We start from the raw sequence: 23,597 nt of genomic DNA, 5'->3' as shown, positions 1-23,597 counted from the left end.
TTTCATGCCGCCGATTCAGTGTGTCTTGGGGGCATCCGCCGGCGGTTCTTCTGCCGGCGCTTCGGCTGGGGCGTCGGCACCGTGGCCGCCTTCGGCGGCAGGCGCCGCTTCGGTTTCGGCCGCTGGCGCTACGCCATGCCCGCCGCCTTCGGCCTTCTTCGCCTTCTCTCCGCCCTTGGTGGAGGCAACGGCAACCGGATCGACGCAATCCTCCGGATCCTTGAAGGAAGCGCTGATCATGGCAATCTCGTCGGCCGGCATGTCGATGCGCTCGCCGAAGAACAGCCCATTTTCGCTGGCCTTGCCGTCGTAGTAGCGCGCCGTATAGGGTTTGTCGTCGAGGCCCGGAACGGTCTTGTCGGGATGCGGGATATAGACGACGTCGGCGCCGATTGCCCGGCCGCGAATATCGGCGCGCAGCGTCGGGCCGTTCTCGTCGAGCACCACCACCTGTACCAGATCCGGTTTCTGCGCGGCATAAACGGCCTGGGCGACACGCAGCGCGGTCCTGACACGCGTCATGCCGTCGGTCGGTTCGGTCTTGATGTATTTCCGCACCCAGACGTGATCCTGCTTCTTGATCGTCACCAGGTTGACGTCGGAGCATTCGAGCCCGGAACCGCCGCCGGCGGCACCCATCAGCCTGTCCTTGCCAACATAGACGGCTGCGCCGCCGGAAACGCCCATGAGAAGAGCGACTCCACCGATGATGATTGCCAATTTCCGGGAAGGCCGGAATATGCGCAGTAAGGCCTTCACGCCAACTGCTCCGCCATCTCAAACTCCAACGCAGGACAGGTGCTGGGAATGCTAGAGAAATGACGTTTCCGAAAGTTTAAGTGAGCATACCAAGCCTGCCCCATTTTGAAAAAACACCAAAAAAGGTCCGCCTTTTTCAACCGCTTGCCACTGCACATTCCGCCATGCTCTAAACGCTGATGGCCTTCACGCTTCGCCAGATCCAATATTTTGTCGCCGTCGCCGAACAAGGTTCGGTGACACGCGCCGCGCAGAACCTTTCGATCTCGCAATCCTCGGTGACCGAGGCACTGAAGGAGCTCGAAACCGACCTCGGCGTCGAGCTCTTCGAGCGCCATCCGCGCGGCCTAACGATCACCCACAACGGACACCAGTTCCTCCGTCACGCGACGAAGATCCTAGCCTCGGTTTCCGACGCGCGCACCAGCTTCTCCGGCCGGCAGAGCGCCCTTTCCGGCACTTTGAACATCGGCGTCACCTCGCTGGTCGCCGGCTACGTCCTCTCCGATTTGCTGGCGCGATACCGGCGCGCCTGTCCTGGAGTCGAGGTCAGTGCGATCGAGGACAATGGCGGCTATCTCGAACACCTTCTGGTAGGCGGCGAACTCGATGTCGCGGTCATGGTGATATCGAACCTGCGCGACCGCATGGCGCTGCAGGCGGAAATCCTCGAAACCTCGCCCTATCGCCTATGGCTGCCGATGGGCCATCCGCTGGTCTCGGCCGATATTATCTCGGTCGCCGATATCGCCCGCGAACCGCTGATCATGCTGACGGTCGACGAAATCGAGGAAAATACCGGCAAGCTACTTTCGGCGCTCGGCGCCCGCCCGCATGTCGCCTTCCGCACCCGCTCGGTGGAGGCGGTGCGCAGCCTGGTCGCAACGGGCGCCGGCGTGGCGTTGCTTCCCGATCTCGTCTACCGCCCGTGGTCACTGGAAGGCGACCGCATCGAGAGCCGCGACGTCTCCGGTTCGCTGCCGGTCGTGCAGGTCGGCATGGTCTGGCGCAAGGGCTCCAGCCTGCCGCAGGCGGCACGGGATTTCGTCGGTATTGCCGAAAGCATGCGCTCCGGCCGCATGCGCTGAAATCGGAATTTCCGATATCGCCTTTCTGATAAATGAATTTGCGAAAGCGGCTTTTTCGGATCACCTTCGTAATCGGGAACGAACGGCCACGAAAAGTGGCACCAAACCGGGAGACGGATGATGACGAATCTCTTGAAATCCTGCACGGCAGCGCTCGCCTGCATGAGCTTCGCGACACAGGTGGTCGGAGCCGAACCGCTGAAGGCCTTGGGCAAGGGTGAAGGCGCTGTCAGCATCGTCGCCTGGGCCGGCTACATCGAACGCGGCGAAACCGACAAGAATTACGATTGGGTCACCGGCTTCGAAAAGGAGACCGGCTGCAAAGTCTCGGTCAAGACCGCCGCCACCTCCGATGAAATGGTCTCGCTGATGAACGAGGGTGGCTTCGATCTCGTCACTGCATCGGGCGACGCATCGCTCCGCCTCATCGCCGGCAAGCGCGTCCAGCCGATCAACACCGACCTGATTCCGAGCTTCAAGAATGTCGACCAGCGCCTGCAGGACGGTCCGTGGTACACGGTCGGCGGCGTGCATTACGGCGTGCCCTATCTCTGGGGCCCGAACGTGTTGATGTACAATACCGATGCCTTCAAGGACAAGGCGCCGACCAGCTGGAACGTCGTCTTCGAGGAGCAGACCCTGCCGGATGGCAAATCGAACAAGGGCCGCGTCCAGGCCTATGACGGCGCGATCTATATCGCCGATGCGGCCATGTATCTGATGGCCCACAAGCCGGATCTCGGCATCAAGGACCCGTACGAGCTGACCGAGGATCAGTACAAGGCCGCCCTCGACCTGCTGCGCGGCCAGCGCAAACTGGTCTCGCGCTATTGGCACGACGCCATGATCCAGATCGACGACTTCAAGAACGAAGGCGTCGTCGCCTCCGGCTCCTGGCCCTTCCAGGTCAACCTTCTGCAGGCAGACAAGCAGAAGATCGCCTCCACCTTCCCCGAAGAAGGCGTCACCGGCTGGGCAGACACGACGATGCTGCACGTCGACAGCGAACATCCGAACTGCGCCTATATGTGGATGGAACACTCGCTCCAGGCCAAGGTCCAGGGTGACGCAGCCGCCTGGTTCGGCGCCGTGCCCTCCGTTCCCGCCGCCTGCAAGGGCAACGAACTCATGGGCGAAACCGGCTGCGCCAACAACGGCTTCGATCACTTCGACAAGATCAAGTTCTGGAAGACCCCGGTCGCTAAATGCACGACCCAGGGTGAATGCGTGCCGTACCACCGCTGGGTCTCGGACTATATCGGCGTGATTGGCGGGCGGTGAGCTAATTCCCCTTCTCCCCAGCGGGGAGAAGATGTCCGAAGGACAGATGAGGGGGTGAGCGACGAAGGAGCGAACGACCGAGCCAAGCGAGGTCGTACATGCCTCACCGTCCCCCTCATCCGACCCTTCGGGCCACCTTCTCCCCGCTGGGGAGAAGAGGAAAGCCCAGCACTCCCTCGGCGTTCAGCTCTCCTACCAGGGAGAAGCCAGATGACAATATCCGGAGCTCCAATGACCTCAGCCGTCCGTTTCCAGCAGGTATCGCGCTATTTCGGCCAGGTTCGCGCCGTCGACGACGTCGACCTTGAGATCGCGGCCGGCGAATTCTTCGCCATGCTCGGCCCCTCCGGCTCCGGCAAGACGACGTGCCTGAGATTGATCGCCGGCTTCGAGCAGCCGAGCGCCGGACATATCCAGATCTTCGGCGAGACCGCCGAGGGCGTTCCACCCTATCGCCGCAACGTGAACACCGTGTTCCAGGACTATGCGCTCTTCCCGCATCTGAACATCCTCGAAAACGTCGCCTACGGGCTGATGGTCAGGGGCGTCGGCAAGGCGGAACGGCTGAAGGCGGCGAACGATGCGCTGGAGCTCGTCAAGCTGCCGGGCTACGGCCCCCGCAGATCCGGACAACTGTCCGGCGGCCAGCGGCAGCGCGTGGCGCTCGCCCGCGCGCTCGTCAACAAGCCGAAGGTGCTGCTGCTCGACGAGCCGCTCGGCGCTCTCGACCTGAAGCTGCGCGAGCAGATGCAGGAGGAATTGAAGAGCCTGCAGCGCGCGCTCGGCATCACCTTCGTCTTCGTCACGCATGATCAGGGCGAGGCATTGTCCATGGCCGATCGCGTTGCCGTCTTCAACGACGGCAACATCGTCCAGCAAGGCACGCCGCAGGATATTTACCGCCGCCCGAGGACCCGCTTCGTCGCCGATTTCGTAGGCTCCTCGAATGTGATCGCGCCGGATCTGATGGCCGCGCTCGGCGGCCAGAAACGCTGGGCGAGCCTGCGGCCCGAGGCGATCCACCTGGCAGGCGACGGCATCGAGGCCACAGTCGAACATGCGAGCTTCCTCGGCGCCGCCACCCGTCTCGGCGTCGATCTCCGCGGCAGCCGGCTGCATGTGATGCTGCCGGCCGGCGCGCCCGTGCCCGATGTCGGCGCCGGTATCCGCCTTGCCTGGCAGCCTGCCGATATCCACTATATGGACGATGCGGCATGACGGCGCTCACCCTATCCGGCGCCAAGACATCGATCCTGCCGGGACGCAGCGGGCTCTTCGGCCGGCTTTCGGATGTCTTCTGGCGGCATCCGAAGCTCTTGCTCTTCCTGATGCTGACGCCGCCGCTGCTCTGGCTCGGCATCATCTATATCGGCTCGTTGATTGCCCTGCTGCTGCAGAGCTTCTTTTCGATCGACGATTTTTCCGGCCTGGTGAATTACGAGTTCACCCTTGCGACCTATGCCCAGCTTCTGAGCCCAACAAATTTCGACATCATCATCCGCACCGTCGTCATGGCCGCGCTGGTCACCGTCGCTTCCGCGCTGATTGCCTTCCCGATTGCCTATTACGCGGCGCGTTATGCGCAGGGTAAATGGAAGGCGCTCTTCTATCTCGGCGTCATGCTGCCGCTCTGGTCGAGCTATCTCGTCAAGATCTACGCCTGGAAGCTGATCCTCGCCAAGGAAGGCATCCTCACCTGGATCTTCGAGAAACTCTCCCTCTCCTGGCTGCTCGACGGCATCCTTAATCTGCCCGTCGTCGGCGGCAATTCGCTGTCGGTGAGCTACATCGGCACCTTCATCGTCTTCGTCTATATCTGGCTGCCCTATATGATCCTGCCGACGCAGGCGGCCCTCGAGCGGGTGCCCGGCAATCTGATCGAGGCCTCGGCGGATCTCGGCGCGACGCCGCGCCAGACCTTCCGCACCGTGCTGCTGCCTTTAGCGCTGCCCGGCATCGTCGCCGGCTCGATCTTCACCTTCTCGCTGACATTGGGCGATTACATCATTCCGCAGATCATCGGCTCCTCCAGGCTGTTCATCGGCCAGGCCGTCTACGCCCAGCAGGGAACGGCCGGCAACGTGCCGCTCGCCGCCGCCTTCTCCGTCGTGCCGATCGTCATCATGGCACTTTATCTGTCGCTCGCCAAAAAGCTGGGAGCCTTCGATGCGCTCTGATCTTAAGACATCGCCGCTGCCCTTGAAGATCGCCGCCGCCAGCGGACTGCTCTTCCTGCACCTGCCGATCCTGCTGATCTTCGTCTATGCCTTCACGACGGAGGAAAAGAGCTATCAATGGCCGCCGCCCGGCCTGACGCTGCAATGGTTTGCCGTCGCCTGGAATCGGCCGGATGTCTGGTCGGCGCTCGGTCTTTCCGTCCAGGTCGCCGCCATCGCCACCGCGATCGCGCTGGTGCTTGGCACGCTCTGTGCGGCGGCCGTCAGCCAGACGAAGTTCTTCGGCCGCGAGGCGATCTCGCTGCTGGTCATCCTGCCGATTGCGCTTCCCGGCATCATCACAGGCATTGCGCTGCGCTCCGCCTTCAGTCTGTTCGACATCCCGTTTTCGGTCTGGACCATCGTGCTCGGCCACGCCACCTTCTGCGTCGTCGTCGTCTACAACAATGCCGTCGCCCGCTTCCGCCGCACTTCCGGCTCGCTGATCGAAGCCTCGATGGATCTTGGCGCCGACGGGTTCCAGACCTTCCGCCATGTCATCCTGCCCAATATCGGCACCGCCCTTCTGGCCGGCGGCATGCTGGCTTTCGCGCTTTCCTTTGACGAGGTCATCGTCACCACCTTCACCGGCGGCCAGCAATCGACCTTGCCGATCTGGATGCTCGAAGAACTCATCCGCCCGCGCCAGCGCCCGGTCACCAATGTGGTCGCCATGGTCGTGGTGCTCGTCACCTTCCTGCCGATTCTGGCAGCCTATTACCTCACCCGCGACGGCGACCAGATCGCCGGCGGCGGCAAATAACAGGGAGAACGTCATGGATACCCAGATGCTGATCGGTTCCCGCTTCGAAAACGGCACGGAGACGGAAGAGCACATCCTGAACCCGAAGACCGGCGAGACGGTGATCGACCTTCCCGAGGCCTCGCTGTCCCAGATCGACGCCGCCGTCGATGCCGCCGAGAAAGCCTTCGCAGGCTGGTCGCAGACGACACCGGGCGAGCGCTCCGCCTACCTCCTGAAGATCGCCGACGCCATCGAGAAGGATGCCGCAGGCTTCGCTGCGCTGGAGGCTTTGAACTGCGGCAAGCCGATCAATTCGGTGCTGAACGACGAAATCCCGGCGATTGTCGATTGTTACCGTTTCTTCGCCGGCGCCGTGCGCAATCTGCACGCACCTGCCGCCGGCGAATATCTGCCCGGACATACCTCGATGATCCGCCGCGATCCGATCGGCATTGTCGGCTCGATCGCGCCGTGGAACTATCCTCTGATGATGATGGCCTGGAAGCTGGCGCCGGCCATCGCCGGCGGCAACACCGTCGTCTTCAAGCCATCGGAACAGACGCCGCTGACGTCGCTGAAGATGGCAAAGCTGCTCTCGGAAATTCTCCCCGAGGGTGTCGTCAACGTCATCCTCGGCCGCGGCGAAAGCGTCGGCAACGCGCTGATCAATCATGCCAAGATCGGCATGATCTCGATAACAGGCGATATCGCCACCGGCAAGAAGGTGCTGCAGGCCGCCGCCAAGACGGTCAAGCGCACCCATCTGGAACTCGGCGGCAAGGCCCCGGTCATCGTCTTCGACGATGCCGATATCGATGCCGTCGTGTCAGGCATCCGCACCTTCGGCTATTACAATGCCGGCCAGGACTGCACCGCCGCCTGCCGCATCTATGCCGATGCCAGGGTCTACGACAATTTTGTCGCAGATCTCTCCTCGGCCGTCGCGAGCATTCGCTTCAACCAGGCCGACGATACCGAAAACGAAATCGGCCCGCTGATCTCCAGGCGTCAGCGCGACCGCGTCGAAAGCTTCGTCGCCCGCGCTTCCGAACACAAGCACATGGAGATCACCACCGGCGGCAAAGTCTCCGGCGACAAGGGCTTCTTCTTCACCCCGACCGTCGTTGCCGGCGCCCTGCAGGACGACGAGATCGTCCGCCGCGAGGTCTTCGGCCCTGTTGTCTCGGTCACCCGCTTTTCCCAAGCCGACGATGCCGTCGCCTGGGCAAACGACAGCGATTATGGCCTCGCCTCCTCGGTCTGGACCAAGGATATCGGCCGCGGCATGAAGACGGCCGCCCGGCTGCAATATGGTTGCACCTGGATCAACACGCATTTCATGCTGGTCAACGAGATGCCGCATGGCGGCGTCAAACAGTCGGGCTACGGCAAGGACATGTCGGTCTATGCACTGGAGGACTACACCGCCGTTCGCCACGTGATGATCAATCACGGCTGACGGCGGAAGGCAGGGGAGGCTCGGGGCGGCCTGGCTGTGAACGCTGCGCAATAGCCGGCCGCCGCGCAAACACATTGTCCGGCAACATCGAGACTCCGCCAGCATCATCCGGCCGATCGCCTGGCGACGACCTGGAACAATTTGCCGGCTGCCGCGTCTTCTCATGCAAAAGCAAAGGATTACGCCATGCTGAAATGGGCTCTGATATTTTTCGTGATTTCGATCATCGCCGGCTTCTTCGGTTTCTCCGGCGTTTCCGCAGCCACTGCGACCATCGCCCGCGTCCTGTTCGGCATCGCCCTGGTGATCTTCCTGATCTTCCTCGTCCTTGCACTGATGGCTGGGCAGGCAGTTCTGTAAGCGCTTGCGGCCCGGCATTTGGCAAGCCGCCCCCTGAAGCCACGCCGGCCTTTCTATCGCAGCGGGCATGATCCCGCCCCCTATATTATCGCCCTTAGCCAGCGGGGCATACGCTCCGTCCCCTTTTTCAGCAGATGGCCGATCGATATCGATCCGGCGCCCGCAGCCACCAGGACGAACATGCCGCCGGCAATCGCCAGATCCTTCTCGAAATGCAGGAGTTCGTTCTGGCTCGCCAAGTCGGTGTGAAAGAGAAAGGCGGTTGCCAGACAAAAGAGCGCCAGCGCCAAGGCGCCGAGCCGGCTGAGGAAACCGGTCGCGATGCAAAGGCCGGCGCCGATCTGAAGGACGATGGTGGCAAAGGCAATCGGCGCCGAAAGACCCAGTTTTTCGAAGGTTTCCACCGTCGCGGCGAGATTGGCCGCAAGCGAAAATCCCTCGTGCAGGAAGATCAGCGACAGCAGAAGCCTGCCCAGGAGAAGAATGAGATCGGCCGGCCAATGCCGGCCTGAGGCACTTTCCATCTTTCCCTCCGGTCGAGGTGCGGCGATCGGCCAGCCGCTCTTTCCTCGTGGCCCAGCCGGTTCTCCGGTTTTCGCAGCCGCTGCTACACGCGCATTATAGCAGGCTTGCGCCAACATTTATCGCCAACGCCAGGATCGTCGTATTGAACAGGAAAGACAGCACGGCATGCAGCAGCGTCAGCTTGCGCATGCCGGTCGACCCGACGGCGACATCCGCGGTCTGCGCCGCAACACCGATGGTGAATGAGAAATAGAGGAAGTCCCAATAGCCGGGCTCTTCGATTCCGTCGGGAAACTTCAAGCCGCTCCCTTCGTCCATCCCGCCATAGAAATAATGGGCATAGTGAATGGTGAAGAGCGTGTGCAGAAAAACCCAGGAGATCAGGATCGTCAGCACCGCGCCGCCTGCCCGCGCGAGCGCCACGTCGGGTGTAGCCTCCTTGATCGAATGAAGCTCGAGGCCGATGCCGGCGATGCTCGCAAGGGCTGCGCCGATCGAAAGCGCCAAAAGAACCGTATCGGAAAAATCGAGATCTTCGGCGCGTTCGCGAATGCTTTCGACCGTCGCCCGCAGCATCTTGCGCCAACTGAGCACGATAAACACGCCGGCGCTCGCATTCCATCCGAACAGGATGTTGCGGGCGCTGACCTCACGCGATGTCATCAGCAAAAAGACCGCCAGCCCAGCCAGGAAAGCGATGATGAAGCTTGCATGTCTTCGGAAAAATGTCGCCAAAGGAATTGCCCGCTCCTCTTGCACTATCGTCGCCTCCGGCCGCATAGGCCGTTGATATCAGCACGAAAAAGGCGCGGAGGCCAGCCGGCCTCCGCGCCTCCAATTGTTTGCGCGCGTCGATCAGGCGGCGGCGAGCTGCAGTTCTTTCTGCACCATGGTGCGCAGCGTCGTCAGGTCCTTGGCGAAGGCACGGATGCCTTCGGCGAGCTTTTCCGTCGCCATCGCATCTTCGTTCATCATCCAGCGGAAGGTCTTCTCGTCAACCGAAACCTTGGCGTCGGGCTTGCGGCTCTCCGGCGAGAGCTTGCGCTCCAGCTTGCCTTCATCCTTGGAAAGCTCGTCGAGCAGGGCCGGGCTGATGGTCAGCCGGTCGCAGCCGGCAAGGGCTTCTATTTCACCGGCATTACGGAAGGAGGCGCCCATGACGATCGTCTTGATATCGTTCGCCTTGTAGTAGTTGTAGATATCACGGACGGAGATGACGCCCGGATCTTCCTCGGCGGTATAGTCCTTGCCCGTCGATTTCTTGTACCAGTCGAGAATGCGGCCGACGAAGGGCGAGATCAGGAAGACCTTGGCATCGGCGCAAGCGATCGCCTGGGCCTTGCTGAAGAGCAGCGTCAGGTTGCAGTCGATGCCTTCCTTCTGCAGCACTTCGGCGGCGCGGATGCCCTCCCAGGTGGAAGCGAGCTTGATGAGAATGCGGTCCCGTTCGATGCCGCGATCCTTGTAAGCGGCAATGATCGAGCGCGCCTTGGCCAGTGAAGCCTCGGTGTCGAAAGACAGATCGGCGTCGACCTCGGTCGAGACGCGGCCGGGGACGAGCTTCACCAGTGCCGCGCCAACCGAGATAGCGAGGCGATCGGCGACGGCGGCGGAGACGGCTTCGGGATTGCCGCCCTGATTCTTGCCCCAGGCGACGGCTTCCTTGATGGCGTCCGCGAACATCGGCGTGCCGAGCGCCTTCAGCACGATGCTCGGATTCGTCGTGCAATCCACCGGCTTCAGGCGCGCGACGGCCTCGATGTCGCCGGTATCGGCGACGACCGTGGTAATCTCGCGGAGTTGGTCAAGCTTGGATGTCATGGTCAATAATCCTTGTTGAACTTGGGCTGCGACCGGCGCGAGTTCCGCCCGGCAAAGGTGATCTACCGACAGGTTGTCTGCATGCTGCAGGCGAAATTGCGCACATCCGTCTCGGATGATTCATAAACGTCAAGGACAGTGGCCGTGTTCCCGCAGGCAAACCGCAGGCCGAACGCAAGCGATATCGCCTGCGGCCGGAAGGCCGGTCGTGACTTTCGGCATGCCCGCACTATATCCTCCTCGGACGGACAGAACGACTTCGTGTCGGCCGGACTATCGCCATTCGCCCGATGAAAAGTCAAGGACATTTGTGCATTTCAATTGACATAAGTGTCACACCCGTCATTATCCCGGCAACAAACGCGCCGCGACAGCCGTTCATCCCTGATGGGATTTAGGGCAGGAATTCGGCTGGAGGAGAAGTGGTCAAGCTCAAACGCGGCACGCACACGGCCTTTTCCGAGGCATCCTCGCTGCGGCTGCGAGCCGCATGGCTCTATTACAACGAGGGCCTGACCCAGAAGGATGTCGCCGAACAACTCGGCATCAGCCGCACCACCGTCATCCGGCTGCTCGACGAGGCGATGAAACGCAGTGAAGTCCAGATCTGGATCAACGATTCGATCGGCGACTGCGTCGAACTCGCGGTGAAGCTGGAGCGCGCCTACGGCCTCGACGAGGCGATCGTCGTCCCGGCGACCATCCAGGGCGACGTCGATTCGCTGGCAAAGAATGTCGGTCTGGCGCTTGGCCAGTTCCTCTCCGAAGCCATCCCCGATGACTATACGATCGGCGTCGGCTGGGGCCGCACGATGACCGCCTCGCTGGCGAGCTTCCGGCCGCCGCGCCGGACCAATTGCAAGGTCGTCTCGCTGCTCGGCGGCATCGTCGCCGTCCACCAGACGAACCCGATCGATTACACTTGGCGGCTGGCAAATCAGCTCGGCGCCGAATGTTATATGTTCCTGGCGCCGCTTCTGGTCGATTCCGTCGAAACCAAACGCAATCTCATCGAGAAGTGCGGTTTGGACACGATCTACCGTCTCGCCGAAAATCTTGACCTGGCGATCGTCAGCTGCGGCGATATCGGCCCGCATTCGACTTCGCTGTCGGAAGGCTGGATATCGAAGGCGGAACTGCAGGAACTGATCGATGCGGGCTGCGTCTGCGACACCATGTTCAACTTCCTCGACAGAGATGGCAATTCGGTCGACCACTCGATCAATCGCCGGGTGATGTCGGTCGATCTCGACACGCTGAAGGAAGCCAAGCACATCGTGCTTTCCTCCGGCGGCGCCCACCGCGCCGTCGCCATCCGCGCCACGATCAAGCGGATCGGCTGCAACACGCTGATCACCGACGAAAGCGCGGCGCGAGCGCTACTGGAATTGGCGGAGCGATAGGCGACGAACGACCTGCGCCCGCTCAGGCGTGCGCCGATTCCCAGCCGAGCATGGCCCGCTTGCGAGTGAGGCCCCAATGGTAGCCCGTCAGCGCGCCGTTCTTGCCAAGCGCACGATGGCACGGCACGACGAAGGAAATCGGATTGGCTCCGACGGCGGCGCCGACAGCGCGCATGGCGGTCGGCCGGCCGATATCCTTGGCGATATCGCTATAGGTTACCGCCTTCCCGAACGGGATCTTCAGCAGGCTCTGCCAGACGCTGACTTGGAAATCCGTGCCGATCAGGACGACCCGCAACGGCTGGTCCGACGTCCAGCGGCCCGGCTGGAAGATGCGATCGGCATAGGGAGTTGTCGCCTGCCGGTCCTCGATGTATTCCGCGTTCGGCCAACGGCAGGTCATGTCTTCCAGGCAACCCTTTTCGTCGCCGCTGTCGCTGAAGGCGAGGCCCGCCAGGCCGCGATCCGTGACCATGACGAGAGCCGCGCCGAAGGGGCAATTGTGGAAGCCGTAGCGGATCGTCAGTCCGCCGCCCTTCGCCTTCCATTCGCCCGGAGACATCGCCTCATGGGTGACGAAGAGATCGTGCAGGCGGCTCGGGCCGGAAAGCCCGACCTCGATCGAGGTTTCGAGCAAGGGCATCTCTTCCTTGCGCAGCAGCCGCTTGGCATGGTCGAGCGTGACGGCTTGCAGAAAGGCCTTGGGAGAGAGGCCGGCCCAGCGGGTGAAGGTTTTCTGAAGCTGCGTTGGGGACTGGTTCAGCCGCGCCGCGATCGCTTCCAGCGAGGGCTGGTCGCGATATTCTTCGCTGATGAGTTCGATGACCCGACGGACGGTATCGTAGTCGGGGCCGCCGGGGGTGATATCTGTGTCGAGCTTCGCGATCATATTCATCGTTTTTCTCCTTTAGACAGGAGATAATCAAGGGCCGGCGGCCAAACCACCCGATTCTTGCGCCTCCGGCAATCGGTTCAGAGACGCTGCTTGACCGTGGCAAGCGCCCCTTTGAAAGCCTTGGCGAAACTCTCGCGATCATCAGGGTTCAGGAAGGAGCCGATATCCGTGCGCCGGCCCTCGCCGAAAATATGCATGGAGAGGATGCCGATTTCCTGATGCCGGCGGACGAGGAAACGCGCCCAGAACGGGTTGAAATGATGCTCCACCATCCGCCCCGACGGCGCAAACTTGCGCACCGATACGTCGGTGCGCGACACCGTGACTTGCTCGCGCGCCCTTCCGGAGCGGTAACTCAGCCAGAAAGCACCGTAAAGCAGGAGGAAATCCAGCCCGAAGAAGAAGCCGATCGGCCAGGCGCCGGTCACGGTGAAGAACATGCCGTAGAGAAAGCAGACGGCGGCCGACAAAAAAAGCAGCACCTTGAAGCCCTTGCGCCCGAGCGATCGGTGGGGAAAGAGTTCGGCTGCGAAAACAGGCTTTTCGTTGAAGCTGTCGGCGTTGCTTTCCATCATGGCGGTTGAGTATAGATTCTCCATGGCGAATCCGAAACTCAAATCCGTTGGCAAACCGTCGCAAAACTCCAATGTCATCACCCACCGCAAACCGGCAGCGGCGGTGAAAACCGCCTATTCCGTGGCTGAGCGCGAGGAGATCTTCCGCCGTTTCTCGGTGCAGCGGCCGGAACCGAGGGGCGAACTCGAGCACACCAACCCCTTCACCCTCGTCGTCGCCGTGGCGCTCTCCGCCCAGGCCACCGATGCCGGGGTCAACAAGGCGACGCGAGCGCTCTTCAAGGTCGCCGATACGCCGCAGAAAATGCTCGAACTCGGCGAAGAGAAGGTCCGCGACTACATCAAGACGATCGGCCTTTATCGCAACAAGGCCAAAAACGTCATCGCGCTCTCGCAGACGCTGGTCGACGAATTCGCGGGCAAAGTACCGGAAACGCGCGAGGAACTGGTCCGCCTGCCCGGCGTCGGGCGCAAGACCGCCAATGTCGTGCTGTCCATGGCCTTCGGCCAAGCGACGATGGCGGTCGACACCCACATTTTCCGCATCGCCAACCGCATCAAGCTCGCCCCCGGCAAGACGCCCGACGAGATCGAGGCGCGGCTGATGAAGGTGGTTCCGAAACACTACCTCTATCACGCTCATCACTGGCTGATCCTGCACGGCCGCTACACCTGCAAGGCACGCCGCCCCGAATGCGAGCGCTGCGTCATCGCCGACATCTGCAAATCGCCGGAGAAAAGTTCCGATATTCCGGCGCCGCTCGTCGAGCTACCGCCGCAGGTGATCGGCGAGGCCGTCGAGTAAGACGGCGATCGCCCGCTCGTAATCCCGCCTGTCCCCGCCGGCGTTGATCGCGATCGCGGCGCGGTCGAAAGCCGCCGACAGCAGCGATGTCAGCGGGTCGAGCAAGGCGCCTGCCTCCGGCAGAAACGCCGCAAGTCCTTCGCGTAAACTCTTTTCCGCATTCTCCGCATCCAGTGCGGCGGCCGCCGGCGATCCGAGGACGGCAGGCGCCTCCATCAACAGCAGCTGTGTTCGTCCTGGCTGCCCCATTGCGGCGAAATAGGCCGAAGCGCCGGCGATCAGCGCAGCCCGCGGTCCTTGTTGCGGCGCCGAAGACACTTCGATTGCCTTGGCCACGTCCTGGGCCTCGCACTTTATCACCGCTTGAAACAGTGCCTTCTTGTCTTCGAAATGATGGTACAGCGCCCCGCGCGTCACCCCTGCCGCCGCGACGATCTCCGGCGTCGCCGTTTCGGCATAACCTTTCTCGACGAAGATGCGCCGCCCGGCGTCGATTAGCGCCTGCCTTGTCTGCTCGGTTCTCTCGCGATTGGTGCGGCTCATACCGTCTCTTTACATACAAACTGCGTGTATGTTAATACGCAAAAACATACAGACTGTATGTAAGAGGAGGGAAGCAAGAGAGATGAAATCGACCAGCTATTATCCTGTCATCATGACGGGCGACGTTGAGGGCACCGCCGCCTTCTACTGCGCCCACTTCGGCTTCAAGGCGCTTTTTGAAAGCGACTGGTACGTTCACCTGCAATCGGCCGAGGCGGAGCATGTCGCGCTCGCCATCCTCGACGGCAGCCACGAAACCATCCCTGCCGCCGCGCGTGGCGAGGTTCGCGGCTTGCTGCTCAATTTCGAGGTCGAGGATGTCGATCGTATCTACGAGGCCTGCCGGAACGCCGGCCTGCCGATTTTGAGAGAGATCCGCGATGAGGATTTCGGCCAGCGGCATTTCATCACCGCTGACCCCAACGGCGTGCTGATCGACATCATCAAGCCGATCCCGCCGAGCGCGGAATTCGCCGCGATGTACGACGCCTCCGCCCTGCCCGGCTGAGACTCAGGCTCGCGAACCGGTGTCGCGAGCCGCAATCAGCTTGTGCAGATGCACCATCATGCCGGCGGCAAACAGCGGCGTCAGCAGATTGACGAAGGGGATCATCAGAAACAGTGCAATCAGCAGCCCGCCGAGAAACACGGTGGGCGCATGCTTGGCGCGAAAAAGCCGCGCCTCCTGCGGCGGACGGAAGCGCATGGTGGCGAATTCGAAGAATTCCCGTCCAAGCAGGTAGCCGTTCACCAGAAAGAAGGCGACCAGATTGACGCCGGGGATGAACAGCAGCAGCAAGGCGACGATATTGCCGAGGATCACGACGCCGAGGAACTTGATCGAGCTTGCCATGGCAGGACCGAGCGGCATGGCGGTGCCCGGCGCGTCCGCGGGATAATCGCGCTTCTCGATGACATCGGCGACGTCGTCGAGAAACAGACCGGCGATCAGCGCCGTTACCGGCGACAGCAGCAGCGCTAGCATCAGCGCAAGGCCGATGCCGGCAAGGATTGCGAAGATCAGCGCGAACCACCCCGCCCAGTCCGGCATATCGGGAAAGAAACTCGTCAGCCAGGGAAAGAGGAAGGCCATGAAGACCCCGCGCAATGCAAACCAGAGACCGACCAGCACCAGAATCGTCAGGCCGAGCACTTTCCAGAAGACCGAACGCGTTTCCGGCGCGAACAGGTTGGCGAGCGATAGTCGAGCGGCGTCAAGGATCATTTCTTCAGCGTCTCCAGTTGCGCAGAAGATGTAGGAAAGGCGAATGCCACCGACAAGAGAGAATAAAATTGCAGGCAGTAATAGAAACTTGTCGCAATATAAGTGCTAATATAATATTATGCCCCATAGAATTAAGCATGGGCCTGAGAAGCAGCTTCCGAAAATAGTTGCAAAGACAAGGGATCGCCATAGCGCATCCACGGAACGCCTCTGAGGGAAGACGGGGGAGGCTGATGTGGAAGATTTTGTGCACAAACTCAGGCAATACGTTAAAAGCGGCACACCGGCCGAGCGTCGTATTGCGAAATATTTCTCCGAACACCTGAATGACCTGCCGTTTGAAACGGCCGCGTCGGTTGCCGACCGGCTGGACCTGTCGCCCATGACCGTCGGGCGTTTCCTGCGCGCGCTCGGTTACCAGGGCCTGGACAGCGTCAAGGTGGAGATCCGCGAGACCGTGACGACATCGCCGGCGCAGTTGCAGAGCGCCATGAGTGAACTGCATGCGGATGCTGCGGAAGGCAAACCGCTCGCCGTGCTGGTCGCCGAACAGATCCAGGCGCTCCATCATATCTATCATCTGACGGCGCAGCCGCACTGGTCCGAAGCTGTCAGCCTGATCAGTACCGCTCGTGAAGTCTCGATCGCCACCCACGCGCGGCTTGCAAGCCTCGCCAATCACTTCTGCCAGCGGCTGATACAGGCCCGCGACGGCGTACGCACGCTCGACGGCGCCGACAACCGTTTTGCCGACCTCTTTGCCCGGCCGGCGGTCGACGACGCCCTGCTCGTGATCATCGACTGTCGCCGCTTTGCCAAGGCGCGCCTTCTTGCCAGAACCGCGCGGCGCTACGGCTACAAGGTCGTCCTGATTTCACCGCAGCAGGCGGATTGGATGGCGGATCAATCCAACGTCATGCTGCCCCTGCCGCCCGCCCGCGCCCCCGATCTCGACAATCTTCCGCCGCTGATCGCCTTGCTCGATTGCCTGTCGGAGTCGGTCATCCTCGAAGTCGGGGAAGAGGCCGCGCTTCGCCGCCGCCGCATGCTGGAATTCGCAACCGTCCTCGGCGAGACAGCCAACCACTGATACAGATTTAAACTGCGCTTTCGGCGGCTAGAGCATGATGCCGAAAAGTGTGAGCGGTTTTCGGACGACATCATGCTCTAACTCTTTAATTTAGAACAGGATGATTTTAGGCCGACCGGGCCTAAAATCATCCTGTTCTAGCGCATCGCTTCGAGTTCCGCGCGGTGTCGATACATCGCCAGAAGACGGCGATAATCGTGATCGTAGAGCGCCTGCTTCGCCCTGTCGGGCAGCCGTTCCTGGCCGCCCGGATACATCGCCTCGCCGGCTGCCGCCAAATCCTTGTGCAGGCCGCAGGCGACCGATGCGGCGATCGCAGTGCCGAGCAGCACCGCCTCATTCATCTTCGGCACCACGACCTTGCAGCCGGTGGCGTCGCTATAGAGTTCCATCAGCACCGGGTTTTTCACATGCCCGCCGGCGACATGCAGTGTATCGGGCACATAGCCATATTCCTTCATCTTCTCCAGGATATGGCGAATGCCGAGCGCAATGGCCACTGCCGACCGCCAATAGAGTGCACACAGCCCATCGAAGGAGGTATCGAGCGTCAGCCCGCTGATGGCGCCGACCGCATGCGGATCGGCGCGTGGTGAACGATTGCCGTGAAAATCCGGCAGCACGAAAATGCGCTCCCCGAAAGCATCGCCTTCCTCGGCCCGCAATTCGGCAATGCGTGCGACGATCCTCTGGTGCAGCGCCGCTGTCGGCTCGCCGCCCGCCGCATGCATGCGGACCATATGGTCGAGCAGTGCCCCGGTCGCCGATTGTCCGGCCTCCACCAGCCAGGACTGCGGGAAGACCACTTCGTAATAGGGACCCCACATGCCATGGCTCGGTTTGCGGTCCTGCGAAAAGGCGACAATACAGCTCGACGTACCGGCGATCAGCGCCAGCTGATGCTCGCGTTTGATGGGATCGGCCGCATAACCGCCAAGTGCGCCGAGCGCGCCGGCATAGGCGTCGATCATCCCGGCCGAGACGTGGCAATCGGTGGTCAGCCCAAGGGCCGCCGCCGCCTCCGGTGTTAGCCGGCCGACGCTGCCGCCGACCGGCGTCGTCTCATCCGGCAGGCGCCCGCGCGCCTGAAGATCTTCGAGACCGATGCGCTGCAGGAAATCTTGCTGCCAGCCCTTTTCGAGATGGGCGAGATAATTCCATTTTGCCGTCAGCGTGCAGCGCGAGCGAGCCGGCGATCCGGTCGATTTCCATGTCATGAAATCGGCGAGATCGAAGAAGTAACCGGCCTTTTCCCATGTGGCGGGCAGCTTCTTCTTCAGCCACATCAGCTTCGGCATTTCCATTTCCGGCGACATCACGTGGCCGGAATGCTCAAGCACCGCATGCTCCGTCGCCGTGCAGAAATCGGCTTCCTTCAGCGCCCGATGGTCGAGCCAGACGATCGTATCGAAACGCTGCTCGCCGCCGGTGGAAACGCTGATCTGCCGGCCCTCGACGTCGCGCACGACTAGCGAACAGGTGGCGTCGAAACCAATCGCGCCGATCGAGGCGGCGGCAATGCCGGATTGCGCCATCGCGCTGCGCACCGCCGTGCATGCGGCCGACCAGATGTTTTCGGAATCGTACTCGGCGTGGTTTTCGCGCGGCCGGTTCATTGCAATCGGATGTTCGGCCTTGGCGAGCAGACGGCCGGCGGCATCGAAGACACCGGCGCGCGCGCTGCCGGTGCCGACATCGACCGCAACCACATGATCACGCATCAAATCTTGGTCCCGTCCAGCTTATGGTTGCGGACAAGGTGTATCAAATCCGGCATCGCGTCAAACACCACTTCCGGCGAAAGCCGGTCGAGTTCGGCACGATATCCGGCGAAATTCGCGTGCGATCCGCCGGTGAAGGCAAAGACAGTCATACCCGCCGCCTTGGCGGCGGCAATGCCGGCCGGACTGTCCTCGACGACCACGCAGGAGTGGGGTTCGACCTGCATCTCGCGCGCCGCATGCAGGAAGAGATCGGGCGCCGGTTTGCCGCGCTTGACCATCGTTGCGCTGAAGATGTCGGGCAGCCTGTCGAGAAGGCCGGTGACCGAAAGCGACAGCCGGATTCGCTCCATCTGGCTGGACGAGGCGACGCAACAGGGAATGCCGAGCCCGTCGATCGTCGCGGCGATGCCGTCGATCGGCTTCAATTCCGTGCGGAAGCGTGCGTAGAGATCGGTGCGGATTCGTTCGAGGAATTCCTCGCTGGCATGGATGTTGAATTCGGTTTCCAGCGTATCGATGAGCGTCGACAGACTGCGGCCGAGAAAGCGCTCATAGGCCTGATCTTCGTTGATCGAGACGCCGAGATCGTTCATCGCACCGACGAGGACGCTGATCGAGATCGGCTCGCTGTCGACGAGCACACCGTCGCAATCGAAGATGACCAGCCGTGGTTCAGCATCAGCCATGGAAGATCCAACCTGGGTTCAATTCGGACGCGCAGCAGATGCCGCCATCCAGTTTCCCTTACACTGCCAGCTTGCCGTCGAGATAGAGTTGCAGCGTCTCCCGCGTGCCCTTTTCCCACAAGGTTTTGAGTGCATGGGCGAAACGCTTGCGGAAGAGTTCGGATTTCGCCACCTCGCCGAAAATATCGTCGAAGACGAGAAAGGCCGACGGATCGTCCTTGGCCTTCAGCGCCGCCGCATGCAGCCGCTCGGCGCTGGCGTCGTTGAAGACGATATCCTTGCCGCTGTCGGTCTTGCCGGCGAAATAGCGGCACCAGAGTGCCGAGACCAGCGCCAGGCCGACGACGTCCCTGCCCTGACGCAGATTGTCGAGCGTTGACGGCAGGATAAATTTCGGCTGGCGGTTCGAGCCGTCCTGCGCCAGACGCGGAATTGTGTCGGCAATCTTCGGATTGAGCAGGCGATGCTCGATCAGGGCGAAATAATCCGTCAGCGACGTGTTCGGCACCGGCGGCACGATCGGAATGATCTCATCTTTCTCGAGCTTGGCCAGGAAGGCGCGAATCAACGGATCTTCCATGGAGTCATGAACGAAATGAATGTCCATCAGCGCCGCCGGATAGGCGATCGCCGCATGTCCGCCGTTGAGGATTCGGATCTTCATATGCTCGTAGGGTGTGACATCGGGTACGAAGGTCACGCCGACTTTTTCCAGCGCCGGACGGCCGGCGGTGAACTTGTCCTCGAGCACCCACTGCTTGAATTCTTCGCAATAGACCGGCCAATTGTCTTCGATGTCGAAATTGTCCCTGAGGAAATCGACCTCCCGCTGGCCGGTCGCCGGCGTGATGCGGTCGACCATCGCATTCGGGAAGGCGACGTTTTCCCGGATCCAGTTGGCGAAGGCCGGATCCGAAAGTGCCGCCGTGCCGACCACCGCATTGGCGGTGACGATGCCGTTGTGGGGAATATTGTCGCAGGACATGACGGTGAACGGACCGACGCCCTTTTCCCTACGCGCCTTCAGACCGGCGACAATCAGGCCGAAGACCGTCTTCGGCGCGCCGGGATTTTGCCCATCGGCGGCAATATCAGGATGGGCCGGATTGAACGTGCCCGACGCGTCGATGAAATAACCGCCCTCGGTGATCGTCATCGAGACGATGCGGATCTCAGGATCGGCAAGCCTGGCGATGATTGCGGCGGCATCGCCGACCGGCAGGATATCGATCATCGGCGCGGTGACGCGTGCCGCCGTCTTGTTGTTGTCCTGCTCGACCACCGTCGTCAGGAAATCCTGGGCCGCAAGCTTCTCCCGCATGGCGGCATCCGACGGCAGCACGCCGGCGCCGACGATCGCCCAGTCGTGATCCGTGCCCGCGTTGAAGAGATCGTCGAGATAGATCGCCTGGTGGGCGCGGTGGAAGTTGCCGACCCCGAAGTGCACGATGCCGGCTTTCAGCGACGCCCTGTCATATCCCGGGATGGCGGCAGTGCGCGCCGCGTCCGGAAGCGTTGCCAGCGATAATTTGCACGTCATGTTTCAGTCCTCTTGAAGGTCTTGCCGAAACGGCCGGGCGCCATCGCCCGGCTCGCATGCCTGCCCCCAGCCGGTTGCCTGCCTCAGACGGCGAGGCCGCCCTCGTTGAATTTATGAATGCGTGAACGGTCCGGCGTCAGATAGACCGTATCGCCGGCCTTGGCGGCAAAATCGCCGCTGCCGCGCGCCGTCACCATGCCGATGCCGTCGACATCGATATGCAGGAAGGTGTCGGAGCCGAGATGCTCGGCGACCACCACCCTGCCCTTCCAGTCACCGCTCTCCATCGACAAGAGCAAATGTTCGGGACGGATGCCGATCGTATGGGCGCCGAGCTGGGCGGCGTTCTGGCCCTTGATGAAATTCATCTTCGGCGATCCGATAAAGCCGGCGACGAACAGGTTGCGCGGCCGGCTGTAGAGCTCCAGCGGCGAGCCGACCTGTTCGATATTGCCGCGGTTCAAGACGACGATTTTGTCGGCCATGGTCATCGCCTCGACCTGGTCGTGGGTAACATAGACCATCGTCGTCTTCAGTTGCTGATGCAGTTCGCTGATTTCAAGGCGCATGTTGACGCGCAGTGCGGCGTCGAGGTTCGACAGCGGCTCGTCGAAAAGGAAGGCCGAAGGCTGGCGCACAATGGCACGGCCGATCGCGACGCGCTGACGCTGGCCGCCGGAAAGCTGGCGCGGCTTGCGCTCCAGATAGTCAGTGAGGTTAAGCACGCGGGCGGCATCCGTCACCTTGCGGTCGATCTCGGCCTTGTCGACGCCCGCCATCTTCAGCGGGAAGGCGATGTTGTTGCGCACGCTCATATGCGGATAGAGCGCGTAGGACTGAAACACCATGGCAAGGCCACGTTCCGACGGCGCCTTTTCAGTGGCGTCCCTGCCGTCGATGACGATCTTGCCGCCGGAAACATCCTCGAGACCGGCGATCAATCTCAGCAGCGTGGACTTGCCGCAGCCCGACGGGCCGACGAAGACGACGAACTCGCCGTCCTTGATGTCGAGATCGATCGAAGGGATGACCTTGGCTTCGCCGAAGACCTTGGAAACCTTCTGAAGGGTAATGCTGCCCATGTTTGTCTCCCTTTTCTTATTTCACTGCGCCGAAGGTCAGGCCGCGGACGAGTTGCTTCTGGCTGAACCAGCCGAGGATCAGGATCGGCGCGATCGCCATGGTCGATGCCGCCGAGAGCTTGGCGTAGAACAGGCCCTCCGGGCTGGAATAGGAGGCGATGAAGGCGGTCAGCGGCGCCGCCTTGGAGGCGGTGAGGTTGAGCGTCCAGAAAGCCTCGTTCCAGGCAAGGATGATGTTCAGGAGCAGCGTCGAGGCAATGCCGGGCACCGCCATCGGCGTCAGCACGTAGATGATCTCCTTCATCAGCGACGCTCCGTCCATGCGCGCCGCTTCGAGGATCTCGCCGGGGATTTCCTTGAAATAGGTGTAAAGCATCCAGACGATGATCGGCAGGTTGATCAGCGTCAGCACGATCACCAGCCCGGTGCGTGTGTCGAGCAGGCCGGAATTGCGGAACATCAGGTAGATCGGAATCAGCGCGCCCACAGGCGGCATCATCTTGGTCGACAGCATCCACATCAGCACGTCCTTGGTCCGCTTGGTCGGCGAAAACGCCATCGCCCAGGCGGCCGGGATTGCGATGATCAGGCCGATCAGCGTCGAGCCGAAGGAAATGACCACCGAATTCATGAAGTGGCCGAGATAGTTCGACCGGCTCTGCACCTCCGCATAGTTCTCCGTCGTCCAGTGGAAGAACAGGAACTGCGGCGGCGAAGCGATGGCGTCGGCTTCCGACTTGAAGCTCGTCAGGAAGGTCCAGAGGATCGGGAAGAAGATCAGGATGCCGAGCGTCCAGGCAATCGCGGTGACGATGACCTTGCGCTGCGTTGTGACTTTTCTGGCCATCTCAAGCCTCCAGATTCTTGCCGACGAGGCGCACGAGGAAGATCGCGACGATATTGGCAAGCACGACCGCGACGATGCCGCCCGCCGACGCGCCGCCGATATCGAACTGCAACAGCGCCTGCGCATAGACGAGATAGGTGAGGTTGGTACTGTCGGTGCCCGGCCCGCCATTGGTGGTGACGAGGATTTCGGCAAAGACCGAAAGCAGGAAGATCGTCTGGATCAGGATCACCACGGTGATGGCGCGGGCCATGTGCGGCAGGATGATATAGATGAATTTCGAGATCGCCCCGGCGCCGTCCATCTCGGCCGCCTCCTTCTGCTCCTCGTCGAGCGACTGCAGCGCAGTCAGGAGGATGAGGGTGGCAAACGGCAGCCACTGCCAGGCGACGATGAGAGTGACCGACAACAGCGGCGCATTGGCGAGCCAGTCGATCGGCTGCAGGCCGAACGCCTTGGCCAGATGCGCGAAGAGGCCGTTGACCGGGTTCATGAACATATTCTTCCAGACGAGCGCGGCGACCGTTGGCATGATGAAGAACGGCGCAATGACAAGGATGCGCACGATGCCCTGTCCGTACATCGGCTGGTCGAGCAGCAGCGCAAAGGCGATGCCGCCGATAACGGTGATGACGAGAACGCCGGCGACAAGCAGCAGCGTATTGATCAGCGCGGCGACAAAGGCCGGATCGGACAGGAAATATTCGTAATTCAGCAGACCGACGAAGCTCTCCATGCCCGGGCTGAGCAGATTGTAGTTCAGCGTCGAGAAATAGATCGTCATCGCGAGCGGAACGATCATCCACGCAAAGAGGAACAGCACGGAGGGCGCAATCATCAGGCGCGCGGAAGAGCGAGTGTGCAAGGTTGCCATAGCAATCACCGATCTGGTCTGAAGCGGGAGCGGCCGCAGGAAAGCTTTGTCTGG

General features: G+C 61.7%; 25 protein-coding genes. 11 read left to right on the top strand and 14 right to left on the bottom strand.

What is annotated here, in order from left to right; genetic code table 11:
- Positions 1 to 15: 15 nt before the first annotated feature.
- Complete coding sequence (locus EFR00_RS13050; protein ID WP_039622333.1) at positions 16 to 759, bottom strand: hypothetical protein; 744 nt, start codon at positions 757 to 759, stop codon at positions 16 to 18.
- A gap of 179 nt (positions 760 to 938) precedes the next feature.
- Between EFR00_RS13050 and EFR00_RS13040 the strand changes: the two genes are divergently transcribed.
- From EFR00_RS13040 to EFR00_RS13010, 7 genes are all read left to right on the top strand, one after another.
- On the top strand, positions 939 to 1,847 hold the full coding sequence (locus EFR00_RS13040) for a LysR family transcriptional regulator (protein WP_038691418.1): 909 nt from the start codon (positions 939 to 941) through the stop codon (positions 1,845 to 1,847).
- Between the two features lie 120 nt (positions 1,848 to 1,967).
- Positions 1,968 to 3,128: an ABC transporter substrate-binding protein gene (locus tag EFR00_RS13035; protein ID WP_077990869.1), complete on the top strand. Its 1,161-nt coding sequence runs from the start codon at positions 1,968 to 1,970 to the stop codon at positions 3,126 to 3,128.
- Positions 3,129 to 3,359: 231 nt separating this feature from the next.
- Entirely contained in the window at positions 3,360 to 4,346 is a 987-nt protein-coding gene (locus EFR00_RS13030; RefSeq protein WP_077990781.1) for an ABC transporter ATP-binding protein, read from the top strand.
- Positions 4,343 to 5,305: an ABC transporter permease gene (locus tag EFR00_RS13025; RefSeq protein WP_077990784.1), complete on the top strand. Its 963-nt coding sequence runs from the start codon at positions 4,343 to 4,345 to the stop codon at positions 5,303 to 5,305. The genes EFR00_RS13030 and EFR00_RS13025 overlap by 4 nt, the downstream gene beginning before the upstream one ends.
- Positions 5,295 to 6,107: an ABC transporter permease gene (locus tag EFR00_RS13020; protein WP_039622341.1), complete on the top strand. Its 813-nt coding sequence runs from the start codon at positions 5,295 to 5,297 to the stop codon at positions 6,105 to 6,107. The genes EFR00_RS13025 and EFR00_RS13020 overlap by 11 nt, the downstream gene beginning before the upstream one ends.
- Before the next feature lie 13 nt (positions 6,108 to 6,120).
- Positions 6,121 to 7,548 (top strand): gamma-aminobutyraldehyde dehydrogenase, encoded by a 1,428-nt coding sequence (locus EFR00_RS13015; protein ID WP_077990786.1) that lies wholly within the window; start codon positions 6,121 to 6,123, stop codon positions 7,546 to 7,548.
- Positions 7,549 to 7,734: 186 nt separating this feature from the next.
- Positions 7,735 to 7,908 (top strand): DUF1328 domain-containing protein, encoded by a 174-nt coding sequence (locus tag EFR00_RS13010; protein WP_004678026.1) that lies wholly within the window; start codon positions 7,735 to 7,737, stop codon positions 7,906 to 7,908.
- 80 nt (positions 7,909 to 7,988) lie between these two features.
- Here EFR00_RS13010 and EFR00_RS13005 read toward each other — a convergent pair whose 3' ends face one another.
- The 3 genes from EFR00_RS13005 to tal all read right to left on the bottom strand — a co-directional run bounded on the left by EFR00_RS13005 (position 7,989) and on the right by tal (position 10,254).
- Positions 7,989 to 8,432, bottom strand: a complete 444-nt coding sequence (locus EFR00_RS13005; RefSeq protein ID WP_077990789.1) for a DoxX family protein — start codon at positions 8,430 to 8,432, stop codon at positions 7,989 to 7,991.
- A 94-nt stretch (positions 8,433 to 8,526) separates the two neighbouring features.
- Positions 8,527 to 9,195: a DUF1345 domain-containing protein gene (locus EFR00_RS13000; RefSeq protein ID WP_086156474.1), complete on the bottom strand. Its 669-nt coding sequence runs from the start codon at positions 9,193 to 9,195 to the stop codon at positions 8,527 to 8,529.
- Between the two features lie 93 nt (positions 9,196 to 9,288).
- On the bottom strand, positions 9,289 to 10,254 hold the full coding sequence (gene tal, locus EFR00_RS12995; protein WP_039622348.1) for a transaldolase: 966 nt from the start codon (positions 10,252 to 10,254) through the stop codon (positions 9,289 to 9,291).
- A gap of 422 nt (positions 10,255 to 10,676) precedes the next feature.
- On the opposite strand from tal, the gene EFR00_RS12990 reads away from it, so the two are divergent.
- A complete protein-coding gene (locus tag EFR00_RS12990; protein ID WP_009996522.1) occupies positions 10,677 to 11,657 on the top strand; it encodes a sugar-binding transcriptional regulator in 981 nt (326 codons plus the stop codon).
- A gap of 22 nt (positions 11,658 to 11,679) precedes the next feature.
- Here the strand turns inward: EFR00_RS12990 and EFR00_RS12985 are convergent, their stop codons facing one another.
- Together EFR00_RS12985 and EFR00_RS12980 are read right to left on the bottom strand one after the other, a co-directional pair.
- Complete coding sequence (locus EFR00_RS12985; protein ID WP_077990791.1) at positions 11,680 to 12,552, bottom strand: methylated-DNA--[protein]-cysteine S-methyltransferase; 873 nt, start codon at positions 12,550 to 12,552, stop codon at positions 11,680 to 11,682.
- 77 nt (positions 12,553 to 12,629) lie between these two features.
- Positions 12,630 to 13,127 carry a DUF2244 domain-containing protein gene (locus tag EFR00_RS12980; RefSeq protein WP_077990793.1) on the bottom strand — a complete coding sequence of 166 codons (498 nt, stop codon included), beginning with the start codon at positions 13,125 to 13,127 and terminating at the stop codon, positions 12,630 to 12,632.
- A 22-nt stretch (positions 13,128 to 13,149) separates the two neighbouring features.
- Here EFR00_RS12980 and nth point away from each other — a divergent pair, with 22 nt between their 5' ends.
- On the top strand, positions 13,150 to 13,932 hold the full coding sequence (gene nth, locus EFR00_RS12975) for an endonuclease III (protein WP_077990796.1): 783 nt from the start codon (positions 13,150 to 13,152) through the stop codon (positions 13,930 to 13,932).
- Here the strand turns inward: nth and EFR00_RS12970 are convergent.
- Positions 13,897 to 14,475 carry a TetR/AcrR family transcriptional regulator gene (locus EFR00_RS12970; RefSeq protein ID WP_077990801.1) on the bottom strand — a complete coding sequence of 193 codons (579 nt, stop codon included), beginning with the start codon at positions 14,473 to 14,475 and terminating at the stop codon, positions 13,897 to 13,899. The genes nth and EFR00_RS12970 overlap by 36 nt on opposite strands.
- 82 nt (positions 14,476 to 14,557) lie before the next feature.
- On the opposite strand from EFR00_RS12970, the gene EFR00_RS12965 reads away from it, so the two are divergent.
- The gene (locus EFR00_RS12965) at positions 14,558 to 14,983 is read left to right on the top strand and encodes a VOC family protein (RefSeq protein WP_039622355.1); all 426 of its coding nucleotides are present in this window, start codon (positions 14,558 to 14,560) and stop codon (positions 14,981 to 14,983) included.
- A 3-nt stretch (positions 14,984 to 14,986) separates the two neighbouring features.
- Here the strand turns inward: EFR00_RS12965 and EFR00_RS12960 are convergent, their stop codons facing one another.
- The gene (locus EFR00_RS12960; protein WP_077990802.1) at positions 14,987 to 15,700 is read right to left on the bottom strand and encodes a sulfate transporter family protein; all 714 of its coding nucleotides are present in this window, start codon (positions 15,698 to 15,700) and stop codon (positions 14,987 to 14,989) included.
- Between the two features lie 235 nt (positions 15,701 to 15,935).
- On the opposite strand from EFR00_RS12960, the gene EFR00_RS12955 reads away from it, so the two are divergent.
- Positions 15,936 to 16,790 carry a MurR/RpiR family transcriptional regulator gene (locus EFR00_RS12955; protein WP_038691442.1) on the top strand — a complete coding sequence of 285 codons (855 nt, stop codon included), beginning with the start codon at positions 15,936 to 15,938 and terminating at the stop codon, positions 16,788 to 16,790.
- 137 nt (positions 16,791 to 16,927) lie between these two features.
- Here the strand turns inward: EFR00_RS12955 and EFR00_RS12950 are convergent, their stop codons facing one another.
- The 6 genes from EFR00_RS12950 to EFR00_RS12925 form a co-directional block, all read right to left on the bottom strand.
- Positions 16,928 to 18,511, bottom strand: a complete 1,584-nt coding sequence (locus tag EFR00_RS12950) for an FGGY-family carbohydrate kinase (protein WP_077990803.1) — start codon at positions 18,509 to 18,511, stop codon at positions 16,928 to 16,930.
- Entirely contained in the window at positions 18,511 to 19,200 is a 690-nt protein-coding gene (locus EFR00_RS12945; RefSeq protein ID WP_038691446.1) for an HAD family hydrolase, read from the bottom strand. The genes EFR00_RS12950 and EFR00_RS12945 overlap by 1 nt, the downstream gene beginning before the upstream one ends.
- 58 nt (positions 19,201 to 19,258) lie before the next feature.
- Positions 19,259 to 20,740, bottom strand: a complete 1,482-nt coding sequence (locus EFR00_RS12940) for a mannitol dehydrogenase family protein (protein WP_077990804.1) — start codon at positions 20,738 to 20,740, stop codon at positions 19,259 to 19,261.
- An 83-nt stretch (positions 20,741 to 20,823) separates the two neighbouring features.
- Positions 20,824 to 21,822 carry an ABC transporter ATP-binding protein gene (locus EFR00_RS12935; protein ID WP_077990806.1) on the bottom strand — a complete coding sequence of 333 codons (999 nt, stop codon included), beginning with the start codon at positions 21,820 to 21,822 and terminating at the stop codon, positions 20,824 to 20,826.
- 16 nt (positions 21,823 to 21,838) lie between these two features.
- Positions 21,839 to 22,669: a carbohydrate ABC transporter permease gene (locus tag EFR00_RS12930; protein ID WP_039622366.1), complete on the bottom strand. Its 831-nt coding sequence runs from the start codon at positions 22,667 to 22,669 to the stop codon at positions 21,839 to 21,841.
- 1 nt (position 22,670) lies between these two features.
- The gene (locus EFR00_RS12925; RefSeq protein ID WP_038691454.1) at positions 22,671 to 23,543 is read right to left on the bottom strand and encodes a carbohydrate ABC transporter permease; all 873 of its coding nucleotides are present in this window, start codon (positions 23,541 to 23,543) and stop codon (positions 22,671 to 22,673) included.
- Between the last annotated feature and the right edge of the window lie 54 nt (positions 23,544 to 23,597).

Source organism: Rhizobium sophoriradicis (assembly GCF_003939025.1).
In the GTDB taxonomy this organism is placed as follows: Bacteria; Pseudomonadota; Alphaproteobacteria; order Rhizobiales; family Rhizobiaceae; genus Rhizobium; species Rhizobium sophoriradicis.
Note: the sequence above shows the minus strand (reverse complement) of the source record. Positions and strands in the feature narration are given on the sequence as shown.